Source organism: Stenotrophomonas sp. STEN031 (assembly GCF_056759975.1).
On record NZ_JBRREA010000016.1, the window covers coordinates 1 to 16,137 of the forward strand.

The 16,137-nt window shown below is 65.4% G+C and carries 16 protein-coding genes; 8 read left to right on the plus strand and 8 right to left on the minus strand.

All coding sequences use genetic code 11. From position 1 onward, the window contains the following. Window positions 1-284: 284 nt before the first annotated feature. Together ACVOLQ_RS09425 and ACVOLQ_RS09430 are read right to left on the minus strand one after the other, a co-directional pair. Window positions 285-1,235: a calcium/sodium antiporter gene (locus tag ACVOLQ_RS09425; RefSeq protein ID WP_481527801.1), complete on the minus strand. Its 951-nt coding sequence runs from the start codon at window positions 1,233-1,235 to the stop codon at window positions 285-287. 77 nt (window positions 1,236-1,312) lie between these two features. Beyond that, a complete protein-coding gene (locus tag ACVOLQ_RS09430) occupies window positions 1,313-1,888 on the minus strand; it encodes a lectin (RefSeq protein ID WP_481527862.1) in 576 nt (191 codons plus the stop codon). 152 nt (window positions 1,889-2,040) lie between these two features. On the opposite strand from ACVOLQ_RS09430, the gene ACVOLQ_RS09435 reads away from it, so the two are divergent. After that, the gene (locus tag ACVOLQ_RS09435) at window positions 2,041-2,595 is read left to right on the plus strand and encodes a hypothetical protein (protein WP_481527802.1); all 555 of its coding nucleotides are present in this window, start codon (window positions 2,041-2,043) and stop codon (window positions 2,593-2,595) included. A 1-nt stretch (window position 2,596) separates the two neighbouring features. Here ACVOLQ_RS09435 and hmgA read toward each other — a convergent pair whose 3' ends face one another. After that, window positions 2,597-3,895 (minus strand): homogentisate 1,2-dioxygenase, encoded by a 1,299-nt coding sequence (gene hmgA, locus ACVOLQ_RS09440; protein WP_481527803.1) that lies wholly within the window; start codon window positions 3,893-3,895, stop codon window positions 2,597-2,599. Window positions 3,896-4,121: 226 nt separating this feature from the next. Next, window positions 4,122-5,231, minus strand: coding sequence for a 4-hydroxyphenylpyruvate dioxygenase (hppD, locus tag ACVOLQ_RS09445; protein ID WP_313170912.1), 1,110 nt, complete (start codon window positions 5,229-5,231; stop codon window positions 4,122-4,124). Window positions 5,232-5,359: 128 nt separating this feature from the next. Between hppD and ACVOLQ_RS09450 the strand changes: the two genes are divergently transcribed. Continuing rightward, window positions 5,360-5,854, plus strand: coding sequence for a MarR family winged helix-turn-helix transcriptional regulator (locus tag ACVOLQ_RS09450; protein ID WP_057626456.1), 495 nt, complete (start codon window positions 5,360-5,362; stop codon window positions 5,852-5,854). Window positions 5,855-5,867: 13 nt separating this feature from the next. On the opposite strand, the gene ACVOLQ_RS09455 is transcribed toward ACVOLQ_RS09450, so the two are convergent. The 4 genes from ACVOLQ_RS09455 to ACVOLQ_RS09470 all read right to left on the minus strand — a co-directional run bounded on the left by ACVOLQ_RS09455 (window position 5,868) and on the right by ACVOLQ_RS09470 (window position 10,449). Then, window positions 5,868-6,998, minus strand: a complete 1,131-nt coding sequence (locus ACVOLQ_RS09455; RefSeq protein ID WP_313495645.1) for a hypothetical protein — start codon at window positions 6,996-6,998, stop codon at window positions 5,868-5,870. A gap of 265 nt (window positions 6,999-7,263) precedes the next feature. Further along, window positions 7,264-7,857 carry a thioredoxin family protein gene (locus ACVOLQ_RS09460; RefSeq protein WP_481527804.1) on the minus strand — a complete coding sequence of 198 codons (594 nt, stop codon included), beginning with the start codon at window positions 7,855-7,857 and terminating at the stop codon, window positions 7,264-7,266. 10 nt (window positions 7,858-7,867) lie between these two features. Next, complete coding sequence (locus ACVOLQ_RS09465) at window positions 7,868-9,376, minus strand: peptide MFS transporter (protein WP_313170916.1); 1,509 nt, start codon at window positions 9,374-9,376, stop codon at window positions 7,868-7,870. Between the two features lie 212 nt (window positions 9,377-9,588). After that, a complete protein-coding gene (locus ACVOLQ_RS09470) occupies window positions 9,589-10,449 on the minus strand; it encodes a tryptophan 2,3-dioxygenase (protein WP_313170918.1) in 861 nt (286 codons plus the stop codon). A gap of 459 nt (window positions 10,450-10,908) precedes the next feature. Here ACVOLQ_RS09470 and pdhA point away from each other — a divergent pair, with 459 nt between their 5' ends. The 6 genes from pdhA (at window position 10,909) to ACVOLQ_RS09500 (ending at window position 16,132) form a co-directional block, all read left to right on the plus strand. Beyond that, on the plus strand, window positions 10,909-11,997 hold the full coding sequence (gene pdhA / locus ACVOLQ_RS09475; protein WP_313170919.1) for a pyruvate dehydrogenase (acetyl-transferring) E1 component subunit alpha: 1,089 nt from the start codon (window positions 10,909-10,911) through the stop codon (window positions 11,995-11,997). Beyond that, window positions 11,990-13,069 (plus strand): alpha-ketoacid dehydrogenase subunit beta, encoded by a 1,080-nt coding sequence (locus ACVOLQ_RS09480; RefSeq protein ID WP_481527805.1) that lies wholly within the window; start codon window positions 11,990-11,992, stop codon window positions 13,067-13,069. The genes pdhA and ACVOLQ_RS09480 overlap by 8 nt, the downstream gene beginning before the upstream one ends. Window position 13,070: 1 nt before the next feature. Continuing rightward, a complete protein-coding gene (locus ACVOLQ_RS09485) occupies window positions 13,071-13,424 on the plus strand; it encodes an SH3 domain-containing protein (RefSeq protein WP_313170923.1) in 354 nt (117 codons plus the stop codon). Further along, window positions 13,421-14,803 carry a dihydrolipoamide acetyltransferase family protein gene (locus ACVOLQ_RS09490; protein WP_481527806.1) on the plus strand — a complete coding sequence of 461 codons (1,383 nt, stop codon included), beginning with the start codon at window positions 13,421-13,423 and terminating at the stop codon, window positions 14,801-14,803. The genes ACVOLQ_RS09485 and ACVOLQ_RS09490 overlap by 4 nt, the downstream gene beginning before the upstream one ends. Before the next feature lie 331 nt (window positions 14,804-15,134). Then, window positions 15,135-15,476: a hypothetical protein gene (locus tag ACVOLQ_RS09495; RefSeq protein ID WP_481527807.1), complete on the plus strand. Its 342-nt coding sequence runs from the start codon at window positions 15,135-15,137 to the stop codon at window positions 15,474-15,476. Window positions 15,477-15,502: 26 nt separating this feature from the next. Next, window positions 15,503-16,132, plus strand: coding sequence for a DUF998 domain-containing protein (locus ACVOLQ_RS09500; protein WP_481527808.1), 630 nt, complete (start codon window positions 15,503-15,505; stop codon window positions 16,130-16,132). Window positions 16,133-16,137 lie beyond the last annotated feature (5 nt).

Consider the following 16,137-nt stretch of genomic DNA (forward strand, 5'->3'; position numbering starts at 1 on the left):
CCCCCCCGCCGCGCGGGCCGCCTCCCCGCCCCGCTCGCGCCCTCGGGCGCCGACTGGCCCCGCCCCCCCCCGCCCCGCCCACTACGGCTGGTCTTCCCGGTAACGCCCCTGCCGAGCATGGATCGGCACTACAGGCTGGTCTGCCCGGTAACACCCCTGCCGAGCATGGCTCGGCACTACGGCTGGTCTTCCCGGTACCGCCTCTGCCGAGCATGGCTCGGCACTACGGCTGGTCTTCCCGGTAACGCCGCTGCCGAGCATGGCTCGGCACTACGGCTGATGCCTCAATGCAACAGCGCCAACTCCAGGCCGACCCACGCCAGGAACGCGACGAACAGCACCGCGCCTTCGCCGCGGCTGATCTTCAGGTCGCCGCGCAGCATCGGGTACAGCATCAGCACGAACACGATGGCTGCCGGCAGCTCCAGGCGCACGAACGAGGCCGGCAACGGCATCGGCCGCAACGCCGCCATGCCGCCGATCACCACCAGCACATTGAACAGGCTGGAACCGATCACGTGACCTACGACCATGTCTCCCTGGCCACGTCGTGCAGCGGCAATGGCCGCGGCGACTTCCGGCAAGGCAGTACCGATGGCCACCGGCAACAAACCGGCCAGCAACGGCGACATGCCCCAGCCCGCACCAATCACCGGTGCCGCCTGCACCACGAAACGCGCGCCGTAGTACAGCACCACCGCCGCGATGACCACGCGGATCAGGTTCAAGCCCAATACGGTGCGGGTGGTGGCGTAGTCGGCGATGCTTTCCTGCAATGCCACGGGCTCATGCCGCGCCCGCTTCAGCAGGAAGGCCAGCACGCCGACAAAGCCCAGCAGCAACACGATGCCTTCGATGCGGCTGATCGCACCATCCAGCCCGAACACGATCAAGGCCAACGTCGCCACGGCCAGCAATACCAGCAAGGGCGACAGCACACGTGTACGCACCATCAGCGGGAAGGCCAGCGCGGCCAGGCCCAGGGTCAGGCCGACATTGACGACATTGCTGCCGACCGCATTACCCAGCGCCAACTCCTGTGCACCCACCGCAAAGGCACGCGCATTGACCACCAGCTCCGGCAACGAGGTACCGAAAGCCACCAGCAGCAGACCCGCGACGAAGGGCGAGGCACCGAAGCGCTGGGCCAGGCCGGAGGCCGCCTTGACGATGGAATCACCGCCCAGGGCCAACAGCACCAGCCCCAGGACAAACCATGCGATCGCTTCGAACATTGCGCCTCCCTCCCCAGCAGTGATGACGGCGGTGCCGGGAGCATACCCGCGCTACCGCCTATGGCCGCAGCAGGGTATCAGCCACAGCCTTCCACGTAATCCACCTGCGGCGGCAGGCCCACGCGCCACGTCGTGGCCTTGCCGTCGGCGCCCAGCTCGACCACCAGTGCGCCCTGGCTGCCATCCGTTGCCGGCACCCGCAGCACCTTGCCACCTTCCACATACTTGTGCGGCTGCAGCGGCTCGGCCTGCGGGTAAAGCGCCTGCAACTGGGCCAGGTCCATGCCGATCCTGCCACCGCCCGGTGCCGCGGTATCGCCACCACGCACGTCGTAACGGAGAAACCTGCCGCCCTCCACCATGAAGAACGGCCCACCCTCGCTGTGCGCCGCCGGCGACAGGTAGTAGCAGGCGCCATCGGCCGCCGCGTCGCCCTGCAAGTCGGAGCCCCAGACCGTGCGCAGCTGCTCGACATCGATCCCAAGCTGGGCTGCGCCATACCCCTGCCAGTCGGCATCGCTGCCTGTCGCCGGCGCGGTGCTGACGGCATCTGCCGCCTGCGCCGGCGTCGCGGCGGCGGCAGGCTCGGCCGCTACCGGCTCAGTCGGCGGCGGACGCTGGCAGGCCACCAGCAGCACGGCGAACAGTGACATAGGCACGGCAAGACGATTCATGCGACAGCTCCGGACAGGTCCCTGGCCGAGTCTAGCCGCAAGCATGGCCGGCCCGCGCGAAGACAGGCTTGTCATCGTGGTTTCACCTGATGGCGACAGGCTGGGCGCCTACGTCGCCCGTGCCCAACGCCATGCAACCGCACAAGACCGAACTTGGCCACACCGTGCTGCAGACGCACCGTGCCGCGCTGGACTTGCGCCAGCGGCGGGCGCTGATCCTGTGCGATGGCAAGCGCAACCTGGCCGAACTGAGCGGCATGCTTGGCAATGACGTGCCCGAGTTGATCGCGCAGCTGCAGCGCGACGGCTACCTGCAGGTGGACGCGCCACCTGCGCCCGCGCCTGCCCCACTCCCGGCTGCCCCCGCGGCAGCCGCCGAGGCCGTGGCTGCAGCGCCGGCACCGCAGCGTGCGCCTGTGGAGCGGCGGCGCTCGATGGTGGCCGCCCGCATCTACGTGCTGGATATCCTGGCACTGCAGCGCAATCCCATCGCGGCGCAACTGCACAAGCTGCTGCAGGCCGCACGCGAAGAAGGCGACACGGTGAACGCACTGAAGCTGGCGCTCAGCCATCTTCCGGCAATGACCTCCGAAGGCTATACCCAGCGCGTGCGTGGGCGCCTGCAGGAAGTGCTGCCGGAAACGCATCTGGCAGCGGTGCTGGAACCAGCACCGCTGCCAGCCTGACTCAGCCCTTCGGCGGCGCGAAGTTGTTGCGCAGCCCACTCCAGCAGGCCTGGTAGCCGCGCTGGCGGTGCGCGGCCTCCATTGCCTGTTCGGTCGGGCAGATCACGCCACGGGTTTCGAACATGAAGGCCATGGTGTCGGTGATGACGTCGGGCTTGGACAGATCGGCCTGCGAGGCCTTGTCGAAGGTGGCCGCATCCGGGCCATGGCCGGTCATGCAGTTGTGCATCGAGGCACCTCCCGGCACGAAGCCCTCGGCCTTGGCGTCGTAGGCACCGTGGATCAGGCCCATGAACTCGCTGGCGATGTTGCGGTGGAACCACGGCGGGCGGAAGGTGTTCTGCGCCACCAGCCAGCGTGGCGGGAAGATCACGAAATCCAGGTTGCTGGTCCCCGGGGTATCGCTGGCCGAATGCAGCACCAGGAAGATCGACGGGTCCGGATGGTCGTAGCTGATCGAGCCGATGGTGTTGAAGTGGCGCAGGTCGTAGCGGTACGGCGCGTAGTTGCCGTGCCAGCCGACGACGTCCAGGGGAGAGTGGCCGATGTCAGCGCGCCACAGGCGGCCCTGGAACTTCGCCACCAGCTCGAACTCACCATCGACGTTTTCGTAGGCGGCGACCGGGGTTTCGAAATCGCGCGGGTTGGCCAGGCCGTTGCTGCCGATCGGGCCGAGGTCGGGCAGCTTCAACAGCGCACCGAAGTTCTCGCAGACATAGCCACGCGCCTGGCCATCGGGCAGCTCCACCGCGAAACGCACGCCGCGCGGAATCACCGCGATCTGCTGCGGCTCGATCTCGATCACGCCCATCTCGGTACGCAGGCGCAGGCAGCCCAGCTGCGGCACGATCAGCAGCTCGCCGTCGGCGTTGTAGAAGTAGCGGCCGTGCATGTCGGCATTGGCGGCGTACAGATGGATACCAGCGCCGGTGTGGGCTTCGGCCGAGCCATTGCCGCCCATCGTGTACAGGCCATCGATGAAGTCGGTGGGCGTGGTGGGTAGCGGCAACGGGTCCCAGCGCAGCTGGTTCGGCGAGGCGGCGACCTTGCTGAAATCGCTGTGCAGGCGCGGCTGCTCGAACGGTGTGAACTCACCGTGCATCGCCGCCGGGCGGATGCGGTACAGCCAGCTGCGGCGGTTGCTGCCGCGCGGCGCGGTGAAGGCGGTGCCGGTCAGCTGCTCGGCATACAGCCCGTGCGCCACCTGCTGCGGCGAATTGCGACCCACCGGCAAGGTGCCGGGCACAGCCTCGGTGGCGAACTCATTACCGAAGCCGGATTGATAAGCGTTGCTGACCATGGTGACGGCCTATGTTTTGCGATTGAGCCCCTCTCCCGCTTGCGGGAGAGGGGTTGGGGTGAGGGGAGCTTTTGACTTGATCCTAAGGCAACTGGCGACCTGGGTGCGGCGGAAATCAACAGCAACTGCAAGAGCTTGCCCCCCAACCCCTCTCCCGCAAGCGGGAGAGGGGCTTTGAGCAAAGGCTTCGAGCAAATGCCTCAAGCAAAGGCCTCAAGCAAAGCGCTTACAGCACGCCACGATCCATCTGGTCGCGCTCGATGCTTTCAAACAAGGCCTGGAAGTTGCCTTCGCCAAACCCTTCATTGCCCTTGCGCTGGATGATCTCGAAGAAGATCGGGCCGATGCAGTTCTTGGTGAAGATCTGCAGCAGCTTGCGCTGCTTGGTTTCCGGGTCGGCGTCGATCAGGATCTTGTTCCTGCGCAGGCGCTCGACGTCTTCGCCGTTGTTCGGGATGCGCAGGTCGACCACGTCGAAATAGGTGTCCGGCGTATCCAGGAACTCGATGCCCTGTGCGCGCATCGCCTCGACCGTGTCGTAGATGTTGTCGGTGAAGCAGGCGATGTGCTGGATGCCCTCGCCCTTGTAGGCATCGAGGTATTCGTTGATCTGGCTCTTCGGGTCGGAGGACTCGTTGAGCGGGATGCGCACGATGCCGTCCGGCGCGGTCATTGCCTTGGACACCAGGCCAGTCTTGGCACCCTTGATGTCGAAGTAGCGGATCTCGCGGAAGTTGAACAGGCGCTCGTAATAGTCCGACCACTGCTGCATGTTGCCCAGGTACAGGTTGTGGGTCAGGTGGTCGATGAAGGTCAGGCCGAAGCCGACCGGGTTCTGCTCGGCACCGTCGATGACCTCGTAGTCGGCGTCGTAAATGCTGCCGGCAGTGCCGTAGCGGTCCACCAGGTACAGCATGCAATCACCGATGCCCTTGATCACCGGTGCCGGTACCGCGCGGGTTTCGGCCAGCAGGTCCACTTCCTCGGCACCGTTGCCCAGGGCCGCCGACAGTACCTCGGCGGCCGGCTTCTGGAAGCGGATGGCGAAGCCGCAGGCGCTCGGGCCATGCTTGGCGGCGAAGTCGGCGGCGAACGAATTGGGCTCCTCGTTCACAAGAAAGTTGACGCCGCCTTGACGGTAGACGGTAATAGCACGCTGCCGGTGGCGGAGTACGGCCGTGAACCCCATGTTCTTGAAGTAGGCGTGCAGCTGGGCAGCCTGCCCAGCCGGTGCGGCGAACTCGACGAACTCAAAACCATCGATGCCCATCGGGTTTTCAAAGGTGGTGACCTGCATGCCCAGGTTGGGCGCGTTGGATGCGGTTGGGGTATTCATGGGTTGCCTCCGGGAGCATGGCGGTCGCCGGGGTACCGGCGATGAAAACAGGAAGATCCGCCGCAAAAAGCGGGTCTGGACCGAAGGTTATAGTTTCACATGAAACCACCATCAAGGTGCACTGCAGCATGAGCTCTTCCGATTACAGCAAGTCCACCAGCATCCGCGCCTCGCACGTGTTGCTGGATCTTGAGCAGTTCCTGCCTTACCGCATCAGCGTGTTGTCCAACCGGGTCAGCGGCAACATCGCCCGGCTGTACGGCGAGCGCTACGGCCTGGCCATTCCCGAATGGCGGGTGATCACCATCCTGGCGCTGTACCCGGGCTCCTCGGCCAGCGAAGTGTCCGAGCGCACGGCAATGGACAAGGTGGCCGTCAGCCGCGCCGTGGCGCGCCTGCTGGAACGCGGTTTCATCAAACGCGAGACCCATGGCGATGACCGTCGCCGTTCGGTGCTGGCGCTTTCTGCCGCAGGCTTCGAGGTCTACGAGACCATCGCGCCGATGGTGATCGAGATGGAACGGCGCCTGATGTCGGCGCTCACCGAGGAAGAGGAACAGGTACTCGAACGCCTGATCACGCGCCTGGCCGACGCCGGCCTGCAGCGCATGAACGAGGGTTGATCGTCAGCGACGATCAGCTCAGGTGCTTGCGCCGCGCATAGATCCACGGCGCGGCAAGGGCCGCGATCGCACCACCTGCAAAACCCAATGCCGCCGCCACCGCCGCCGCTTCCACGCGGCCGGGCAACGCCAATGCTGCAAGCAGCAACAGGCCGGCCGGCAGACCGATGAACGAGGTCAGGAAGAACCGCCAGCGCGGCACCCAGGTGTGCAGCTGCATCAGGCTGGCGCCGGTCCAGGCATCGTTGGCCTGGTCACGTCCAATTTTGTCCACAAGCTTGACCAGGTCGACTTCGGCGGCGCCCTTGCCCATGCGCGCCAACGCCAATGCCGCGTCAACTTCGGCGGGTGCAGGCCAGTTGGATGGCCATGCCTGCGGCGCCGCCACGCCATAAGCCGTCAGCAATGGCAACGACAAGGCCGGCACCGGCAATGCGCGCAGTCGACGCTTGTCCATCACACACCAGAACTGGGTCAGACCGCCGTTGCTGACCTGATACAGCGCCAACTGCTCCGGCGCCGGATAAGGCAGCGCGGTCACCCGGGCGGCCATCGATTCCACGCCCATCGCGCGCAGGAAACCGACACGGCTGCGGCCGGCGTGTGTCCAGCCCAGCCCCAATGGCGACAACAGCATGACTTCGGCGTGATCGCTGACGCCGCTGTTGGCGCGCTCATCGCTGGCCAGATAGGCTGACAAGGAATTGGGTTCGGCCACATCGGGCTTGCCCCAACGCTGCGAATGGCCGAGCAGGAACTTCAGCGGCACGCGCGCAGCGATGGTCTCGCCACGTACGTTGTCGGAGGCGAACGGCACCACGCTGGCAACAAAGGCACGCAATTCGTTGCCAGGCGACGCGCTCCATTCCGGCGGCAACAGCCCGGCCAGCAGGCCGTTGCGCGCAACCTGGTCGATCTGCTCCTTCTGCTCCACCAGCCGGGTGACCGCCGACTGCAACATGATGTTGGGCGGCACCGCCGCCTGTGGCAGCCGGTAGCGCGGCGGCGGTGCGGACTCTTCCGGTGCTGCGCTTTCGTCCAGCAGTTCGTCCACCGTGGGCAGGCTGGTACTGGCAAGGTCCTGCTCAACAGTGGCGGTGCTGGAATCGGGGCTGGCAGCTGGCTGCATGATGAGGAAGGGCAAGACGCCGGATGCAGAGGGATTGATCCGTTAGCGGCCGCGCGCGAACAAAATGAAGACGACGGCTGTTGCCCCCTCCCTTGCGCATCGCGCAGGGGAGGGCTGGGGAGGGGTGCTTTGGCTTTGGCTTTGGCTTTGCTTCCAGCCGACAGCTAACAGCAAAATCAAAGGCACCCCTCCCCAACCCTCCCCTTGGCCTTTGGCCAAAGGGAGGGGGCAACGAAAACGGCGCCTTTCGGCGCCGTTTTCGTTCAATCACATCGCAGGCTTACTTCGCCGGCGGTGCCCATTCCTTCAGGAAGGCATCGAACTTGGCGCGGTCATAGCCCTTGCCTTTTTCCAGGTCCCCGGTGAACTGCGAGTGCAGCAGCTTGCCCTCGGCGTCCAGCACGAACAGGTGCGGATAGCCCTTGATCTCGGGGAAGCGCGACAGGAAGGCGGCGTTCTCGTTGTCTTCGCTGTAGTTGACCTTCATCCACACATAGTTGGCATCGCGGAAACGGCGCAGCTCCGAATCGCCTTCCATGAAGGCATCCAGCAGGTGGCACCAGGAGCACCACTCGCCGCCCACGTCCAGCATGATCCGCTTGCCACCACGCTGGGCCTCGACCTTGGCCGTTTCCAGGTCAGCGACCGGGTCACGGGCCGGGTCGAACTGCGCATTGAGCGCAGCCACCGCAGCGATATCCGCTGCGGTGGGGGTGTTGCCCGATGCCACCGGTTGGCTGGTATCGGCCACCGGTGTCTTCTGTTCGGAGGTATCCAGCGGCTGCACTTTCTCAGGCTTGGCAGCGGGCGGTTGATTGCAGCCGACCAATGCCACGCTGAGCAACAGGGGAAACATTCCAAACAGCAGTTTCATCGCCAACTCCTTACTTCACGCCATGCATCAGTTTCTGCACCAACGGGGCGATCAGGAACAGCAGCACGCCGCCACCGATCAGGATCCAGAAGCCCATGGTGTAGCCGGAATGGGCCGACTGTACGGTCATGCCGCCGGCGCCACTGACGTGACCGGCAAACAGGCCCGCCAGATTGTTGCCGATGCCGGTGGACAGGAACCAACCACCCATCGCAAAGCCGACCAGACGTACCGGTGCCAGCTTGGTCACCATCGACAGGCCGATCGGCGACAGGCACAGCTCACCGATGGACTGGATCCAGTACACGGCGAACAGGGTCCAGAACGGGATCTTGTTGGTGCCCGGGTCCAGCAGGCTGGACAGGGCGAACATCAGCAGCAGGAAGGCCAGGCCATTGAAGATCAGGCCCAGGCCGAATTTGCGCGGGATCGACGGGTTGGCCTTGCCCAGGCGCACCCACAACCAGGCCAGGACCGGCGCCAGGGTGATGATCGCGATCGAGTTGACCGACTGGAACCAGGCGGTCGGGAAAGTCCAGTCACCGAACTGACGGTCGACGATGCGGTCGGCCAGGAAGGTGAAGGAACTGCCGGCCTGCTCGAAGAACATCCAGAACAGCACGTTGAAGGTGAAGATGATCAGCATGGCGATCACGCGGTTGCGCGAGACCTTGCCTTCGCGGCTGCCTTCGACCAGCAGCATGATGCCCAGGCCGATGAACATCACCGTCAGGATCACCTGCAGCACGTTGGCGCCGGCATTGAGCAGGCCGTACATCACCGGGATGGCAACCAGGCAGGCGATGGCGGTCTTGATCACCGGACCACTGCCCTGCTTGTCCGGCAGCGGCGCGCCGATACCCTTGAGGTGGCGACGCTCCAGCTGGAACCAGAACAGGCTGATCAGCATGCCGACGCCCGAGGCGATGAACACCATCTTGTAAGCCGGCATGGCGTCAGTGCCGAACACCTTCTGCGCCAGGATCTGGGTGAGGATCGGCGAGATCATCGCACCCATGTTGATGCCCATGTAGAAGATGGTGAAGCCCGAGTCACGGCGCTCGTCATCCAGCTTGTACAGCTTGCCCACCATCGTGGAGATGTTCGGCTTGAACAGGCCGTTGCCGACGATGATCGTGGCCAGGCCCAGGTTGAACACCTGCGGATTGGGGATGGCGATCATGAACAGGCCGGCGGCCATGATCACCGCGCCCATCAGGATCGAGCGTTGGTAACCGATGATCCGGTCGGCCGCGTAGCCACCGAAGATCGCCGCTGCATACACCAGCGCCAGGTAGGCACCATAGGTGTGATTGGCCGGGGTTTCGCCCGCTGCGTTGCCGCCGTGGAACTGCGCCACGATGTACAGCACCAGCGCCCAGCGGATGCCGTAGAACGCAAAGCGTTCCCAGAACTCGGTCATGAACAGCATCCACAACGGACGCGGATGGCCGAGGGTGGTCTTGAACTCCGGCACGGGCGCCGGGGTTGATGCGGAATTCGGCGCGGCAGCGCTCATGCGGTGTCCCCTGGTGATTCGGTGGGTAAGTGATGCAAGCAAGTCGGCCGGAACCGGCGCGACGGGCGAGGATCACAGAAGCGTCGGCTTCACGTCAAATACATACTGCTGCAACCAAGTGCTGCGCCAGGTCCGCGCGGGGCCACCGGGGCCTCGCCCAGGACCCCACGCAAGTGGCTGAATAGGTTGGATTTTCAATCCCGGAATCAGGTTCAGGCGTCGCCACGGATGGTGGTGCGGACTTCGAACAACTCGGGGAAGAAGGTCAGCTCCAGCGCCTGCCGCAGGAAGCCCACACCGCTGGAACCACCGGTACCGCGCTTGAAACCGATCACCCGCATCACGGTGCGCATGTGCCGGAAGCGCCACAGCTGGAACTGGGTTTCCAGGTCCACCAGGTCCTCGCACAGCGAATACTCACGCCAATAACGGTCGGTGTCCTGATAGATGTTCTCGAATACCTGGCGCAGGGCCGGGTCGCTGATATGCGACTGGGTCCAGTCGTGGCCTTCATAGGCCGCCGGGATGGCATGGCCGAAGCGCGCCAGGTAGGCCAGGAACTCCTCGTACAGGCTGGGAGCCTCCAGCACCTCGCGCAACTGCGCCTGCCCTTCCGGGTCATGGGCAAACACATTGAGCATGTCGGCATTCTTGTTGCCGAGCAGGAACTCGATATAGCGGTATTGCAGCGACTGGAAGCCCGAGGACGGGCCCAGCACATCGCGGAAGCCCATGTACTCGGAGGGGGTGAGGGTTTCCAACACCGCCCATTGCTCGGTCATCAGGCGCAGCACCTGCTTGGCCCGGGCCAGCACCTTGCGGCATTGCCAGACCTCGTCGCGCTGCATATGCGTCCGCGCCGCGCGCAGCTCATGCCCCAGCAGCTTCAGCCACAGCTCCGAGGTCTGGTGCTGGATGATGAACAGCATTTCGTCGTGGTGCGGCGGGTTGGACAGCGGCTGCTGGGCCGACAGCAACTGGTCCAGGCGCAGGTAGCCGCCGTAAGTGAGCCGGCCCTGCAGGTCGGTATGGATACCGGCTTCGAGCTCACGCTGGTTCTTTTCTACGGTCATCGGCCTGGCCATCGGATGGGGCGGCAAGGGTAACGCAGGCCAAGCCATCTGCCCCCTCCCTTTTGCCGCAGGCAAAGGGGAGGGCTGGGGAGGGGTGCACTTCTGTAGTGCCGACCCATGGTGGGCAAGGGGGTTACCGGTAATGCCCCTGCCGACCATGGGTCGGCACTACGCCCTCCCTTTGTCGAAGGCAAGGCGAGGGTTTGGGAGGGGTGCCCTGGATCTGGCTTCCGCGCAAACGGAATCGAAACACGCGCAAACCCAAGCAGCGCGACAATGTGCCGTTCCTGTTGTCACAGACTGAATACGTTGGAATTGCTCGCCCGGATCTCGTTGCGCGGAACAAACCTGGCCTGTGCCCGGTCAATCTTGTTGCGGCGCAGGACGGCTTTTTCGGACTGAGTCCTTACCATGCGTAATTCCTATCATTTGAAACCATCTGTTCAAGGTGTTGCTGCAATGACGGTTTCCGCCCAGTTCCAAATCGATTACCTGCAGTACCTGGATGCCGACGGCAACCTGGTACGTGACGATCTCCCCGCCTCGCTGCGTGAGCCGCGCTCGCTGCTGCCGATGTTCAAGCAGATGCTGGCCACGCGGGTGTTCGACACCAAGGCCGTGGCGCTGCAGCGCACCGGCAAGCTCGGCACCTTTGCCTCCTGCCTGGGCCATGAAGCGGCCCACGTCGGCATCGGCGCGGCCATGAAGAGCGGCGACGTGTTCGCCCCCAGCTACCGCGAGTACGGCGCCATGTTCATGCGCGGCGTGCGCCCGCGCGACGTGCTGATGTACTGGGGCGGCGACGAGCGCGGCAGCGACTACGACCGCAACAGCGATGCGGCCCGCGATTTCCCGATCTGCGTACCGATCTCCACCCAATGCCTGCATGCGGCCGGCTCGGCACTGTCGTTCAAGCTGCGCAACATGCCGCAGGTTGCAGTCACCGTCTGCGGTGACGGCGGCAGCTCCAAGACCGACTTCTATGCCGCAGTGAACTCGGCCGGCGCCTACAAGCTGCCGCTGATCCTGTGCGTGGTGAACAACGGCTGGGCCATCTCGGTGCCCCGCTCGGCCCAGACCGGCGCCGAGACCCTGGCCCAGAAGGGCCTGGCCGGCGGCCTGTTCTGCCTGCAGGTGGACGGCAATGACCTGATCGCCGTGCTGGCCGCGATGGAACAGGCACGCGAGCGCGCCCTGTCCGGCCAGGGTGGCACGGTGCTGGAATTCCTCACCTACCGCCTCTCCGACCACACCACCGCCGACGACGCACGCCGCTACCGCGACGACGCCGAAGTGAAATCGGCCTGGCTGAAGGAGCCGCTGATCCGCCTGCGCAAGTACCTGACCGCGCACGGCGTGTGGAGCGAGGAAGAAGAAAAGAACTGGATCGCCGAATGCGGCACCCGCGTCGACGAGGAGGTCAACGCCTACCTCAACTGCCCGGTGCAGCCGGTCGAGGCGATGTTCGACTACCTGTATGCCGATCCGCCGCCGGACCTGCTGGCGCAGCGTGCTGCCGCCATCGCCCTGGAGCAGCGCCATGGATGACATCAAGCGCAACGCCTCTGTCACCCCGGCCAGCCACGATCACGGCGTCGCGCACAGCGCGGCGAGCAACAGCGGAGACAACCCGATGACCGCCACCCCGATCACCCTCATCGAAGCCGTCACCCAGGCGCTGGCCTGGGAAATGGAGCACGATCCCTCGGTGCTGGTGCTGGGCGAGGACGTGGGCGTCAACGGTGGCGTGTTCCGCGCCACCGCCGGTCTGCAGCAGCAGTTCGGCCCGCAGCGCGTGCTCGACACCCCGCTGGATGAAACCACCATTGCCGGCCTCACCGTCGGCCTGGCCGCGCAGGGCATGAAGCCGGTGGCTGAAGCCCAGTTCGATGGCTTCGTCTATCCGATGGTCGATCACCTGATCTGCCATGCCGCGCGCCTGCGCAACCGCACCCGTGGTCGCCTGCATTGCCCGATGGTGCTGCGCGTGCCGTGGGGCGGTGGCATCCGCGCGCCGGAACACCACAGCGAAGCCAACGAAGCCATCTTCACCAATGTGCCGGGCATGCGCGTGGTGCTGCCGTCCAGCCCCCAGCGCGCCTACGGCCTGCTGCTGGCCGCGATCCGCGAGCCGGACCCGGTGATCTACATGGAGCCCAAGCGCATCTACCGCCAGTACAAGGAAGTGGTCGCCAACGACGGCGAAGCCCTGCCGCTGGACGTCTGCTTCGTGCTGCGTGACGGCACCGACGTCACCCTGGTCACCTGGGGTGCACAGGTCAAGGAAGCACTGGAAGCAGCCGACAAGCTGGCTGGCGAAGGCATCAGCGCCGAAGTCATCGACGTGGCCACGCTGCGTCCGCTGGACTTCGCCACCATCGCCGAATCGGTGGCCAAGACCGGCCGCTGCGTGATCGTGCAGGAAGCGCCCAAGACCGCCGGCTTCGGTGCCGAGATCGCCGCGCGCCTGGCCGAGGAATCGATGTACGACCTGCTGGCACCGGTCGAACGCGTTGCCGGCTACGACACCCACATTCCGCTGTTCCGCCTGGAAATGAAGTACCTGCCCAGCGTTGAGCGGATTGTGAGCGCCGCCAAGCGCGCGGTCGCGGCGGGCTGACATGCTGGCACGCTTGATTGGCAGCTACCGCAGCCAATACCGCAACCCCCTGCAGTTCCGTACCGGGCAGATCGTCGAGCTCGGTGTCCGCGACGAGGAATGGCCGGCCTTCGCCTGGGTGAAAACCAGCGAAGGCAGCGCCGGCTGGGCGCCGGTCGCCTGGTTGCAGGTATTGGACAATGGCCGTGCCGAAGCGCTGCGTGACTACAGCGCACGCGAGCTGGACGTTGACCGCGGCGAGCAGGTACGGCTGCATCACGAACATGGTGGCTGGTGGTGGTCCGAGCGCGCCGATGGCGCGCAGGGCTGGCTGCCAGCGCGCGAACTTGAATTGCTGGAAGAGAAACTCACATGAGCCAGACCAAGAATTTCAACCTGCCCGACCTGGGCGAAGGCCTGCCGGACGCGACCATCGTGGAGTGGTTCGTCAAGGAAGGCGATGTGATCAAGCTCGATGAGCCACTGGTGGCCATGGAGACCGCCAAGGCCGTGGTCGAAGTGCCCTCGCCCTATTCCGGCAAGGTACTGAAGTTGGCCGGCGGCGCCGGCGACATCGTCGTCACCGGCCACGTGCTGGCGAGTTTTGAGCTCGACCCCAACCTGCCGCAGCGCGCCGAAGGCCAGGACACCGGCCATCACCACGGCGCGCCGGCCGAGGCTGCGCCTGCACCCGTCGCCGCGCCGGCACCGGTGGTCGCCGCTGCCGCCGAACGTGCCGACGAAGGCACCGTGGTTGGCGCGATGGTCAGCTCCAATGCCGTGCACACCGAACAGGCCGTGGCCGTCGGCGGTGTGAAGGCGGTACCGGCCGTGCGCGCGATGGCGCGCAAGCTCGGCGTCGACCTGGCCCGCGTGCGCGCCACCGGCGCCGACGGCGCGGTGACGATGAATGATGTGAAGCAGGCGGCGGCGAATCCGTCCGCTTTGCTCCCCTCTCCCGCCGGGAGAGGGGCTGGGGGTGAGGGTCCGACCTCTAGTAGTGCAACTGCCGTACCCTCACCCCAATCCCTCTCCCAGGGGGAGAGGGGCTCAAGCCGCACCCCGCTGTCCGCCGCCGGCAAGCCGATGCGTACCGCCCCTCCGGGCGTGGTCGCCAAGGGCCAGCCGGAACCGCTGAAGGGCGTGCGCCGCAACATGGCGCGGGTGATGGCCGACGCACACAGCAAGGTCGTGCCGACCACGCTCAGCGACGACGCCGACATCCATGCCTGGGCGCCGGGCAACGACATGACCTCGCGCCTGGTCCGCGCCATCGTCAGCGCCTGCCAGGCCGTGCCTGCGATGAATGCCTGGTTCGACGGTGACAACCTCACCCGCACCCTGCATGCGCAGGTCGACATCGGCATCGCCGTGGACACCGACGACGGCCTGTTCGTGCCGGCCCTGCGCAATGCCGACATGCTCGATGCACGTGGCGTGCGCGAAGGCATCAACCGTCTGCGCCAGCAGGTCGAAGACCGCTCGATCGCGCCGTCGGAGCTGAGCGGTTACACCATCAGCCTGTCCAACTTCGGCATGTTCGCCGGCCGCTACGCCACCCCGGTGGTCGTACCGCCGTGTGTGGCCATCGTCGCCGCCGGTCGTGCCCGCTTCCAGGTCACGCCGGTGATGGGCGGCATCGAAACCCACAAGGTCATCCCGCTGTCGGTCACCTTCGACCACCGCGCCTGCACCGGCGGCGAAGCCGCGCGCTTCCTGCGCGTGCTGATCGACGACCTGGCCAAGGCTCACTGACAATTTGTTGGTAGTGTTGTTTGAGGCCCGCAGCGATGCGGGCCTTTTTTTGCCTGGTATTTGCATTGGGCACGCTTGTGCCTTGCTTGGGTCTGCTTGCTAGAAGCTTCCCCTCACCCCAACCCCTCTCCCGCCCGCGGGAGCGGGGCGAGGGGACGAAGAGCCGACGCCCAACCGGCCCCACACCCCCCCGCCGGCGAGGGGGTGGGGTGAGGGCAGCTCCTGCTCGTGACCTTTCGCCCGATCCCGACAAAAAGCATCATCCACCTGTAACGCCAACCTGCCATCCGGGCGCTACGATTGACCAATTCCCCTGCTACCAAACACCACCATGGGCACCTGGATCTGCAGCAACTGCAAGGAAGTCAACGAAGACAACCGCGACCAGTGCTGGAAATGCGGCACCCATGCCGATGGCGCCCCGCCACCACGTGGCTATCAGGCCGATGACAGCCGCAGCTGGACGCAAGCACCGCGCTTGATCGACTGCCCGCGCTGCCCCGGGATGCAGATGGAATTCATTGGCCGCAAGCGCTTCCATGAAAGCACGCAGACCATGCCGTTCCTGCTCGGCGACATCGGTGAACTGTTCGGCAACCGCGAGGAATTCGACCTGCATGCCTGCCCGAGCTGCGGCAAGGTGGAGCTGTTCCTGTCCAATCGCCTACGCTGACCCGCACGCCCACAGGCATGCCGCCGATGCGCTTCCACCGCTGCCTGATCCTGCTGTTCATCGCGGTGTACCTGCTGATGCTGTTCGGCGGTGCCGCACTCAAACCCGGCTATTCGCCGCTGTCACAGTACATCAGTGAACTCGGTGCGAGCGGTAGCGCGCATGCGCGCTTGATCAGCCTGTTCGGCTTCATCCCGGTGGGAATCCTGGCCGCACTGCTGTTGTGCGTGTTTGCCGGAAAGGTACCCGTGCGCGGAGCAAGTCGATTCGGCTACTGGCTGCTGATGTTCGAACCGCTGGCATGGATAGGTTCGGCATTGGCGCCCTGCGACATGGGCTGCCCAACCAGCGGAAGCGTGTCGCAATCACTACATACCCTGCTCGGCGTGTTCACCTATCTGGGCACTGCACTGGGCCTGCTGTTGTTGGCCACCACGCCCGCGATCCGCCCAGGCACACGCCTGTTGTGGATTGCGCTGGCAGGACTCTGGCTGCTGCTGTTCGTCCTGATGGGGATCGAACCCCTGCAACCTTGGCGCGGGCTGCTGCAGCGCCTGGCCGAGTGGAGCGTCTACGGCACGTTGTGCATCAGCGCCTGGCGACTCGCCACTCCCGTCCCTGTCGCCCACACCGCAGTAACACGCGCATCCGGATAGGCGGT

Bases quoted from the DNA above. Each gene is read 5' to 3' on its own strand.
- ACVOLQ_RS09430 (WP_481527862.1), bottom strand. From the start codon at position 1,888: ATGTCACTGTTCGCCGTGCTGCTGGTGGCCTGCCAGCGTCCGCCGCCG.
- ACVOLQ_RS09480 (WP_481527805.1), top strand. From the start codon at position 11,990: ATGGATGACATCAAGCGCAACGCCTCTGTCACCCCGGCCAGCCACGAT.
- pdhA (WP_313170919.1), top strand. From the start codon at position 10,909: ATGACGGTTTCCGCCCAGTTCCAAATCGATTACCTGCAGTACCTGGAT.
- hmgA (WP_481527803.1), bottom strand. From the start codon at position 3,895: ATGGTCAGCAACGCTTATCAATCCGGCTTCGGTAATGAGTTCGCCACC.
- hppD (WP_313170912.1), bottom strand. From the start codon at position 5,231: ATGAATACCCCAACCGCATCCAACGCGCCCAACCTGGGCATGCAGGTC.
- ACVOLQ_RS09425 (WP_481527801.1), bottom strand. From the start codon at position 1,235: ATGTTCGAAGCGATCGCATGGTTTGTCCTGGGGCTGGTGCTGTTGGCC.
- ACVOLQ_RS09490 (WP_481527806.1), top strand. From the start codon at position 13,421: ATGAGCCAGACCAAGAATTTCAACCTGCCCGACCTGGGCGAAGGCCTG.
- ACVOLQ_RS09465 (WP_313170916.1), bottom strand. From the start codon at position 9,376: ATGAGCGCTGCCGCGCCGAATTCCGCATCAACCCCGGCGCCCGTGCCG.
- ACVOLQ_RS09460 (WP_481527804.1), bottom strand. From the start codon at position 7,857: ATGAAACTGCTGTTTGGAATGTTTCCCCTGTTGCTCAGCGTGGCATTG.
- ACVOLQ_RS09435 (WP_481527802.1), top strand. From the start codon at position 2,041: ATGCAACCGCACAAGACCGAACTTGGCCACACCGTGCTGCAGACGCAC.
- ACVOLQ_RS09495 (WP_481527807.1), top strand. From the start codon at position 15,135: ATGGGCACCTGGATCTGCAGCAACTGCAAGGAAGTCAACGAAGACAAC.
- ACVOLQ_RS09450 (WP_057626456.1), top strand. From the start codon at position 5,360: ATGAGCTCTTCCGATTACAGCAAGTCCACCAGCATCCGCGCCTCGCAC.
- ACVOLQ_RS09470 (WP_313170918.1), bottom strand. From the start codon at position 10,449: ATGACCGTAGAAAAGAACCAGCGTGAGCTCGAAGCCGGTATCCATACC.
- ACVOLQ_RS09500 (WP_481527808.1), top strand. From the start codon at position 15,503: ATGCGCTTCCACCGCTGCCTGATCCTGCTGTTCATCGCGGTGTACCTG.
- ACVOLQ_RS09485 (WP_313170923.1), top strand. From the start codon at position 13,071: ATGCTGGCACGCTTGATTGGCAGCTACCGCAGCCAATACCGCAACCCC.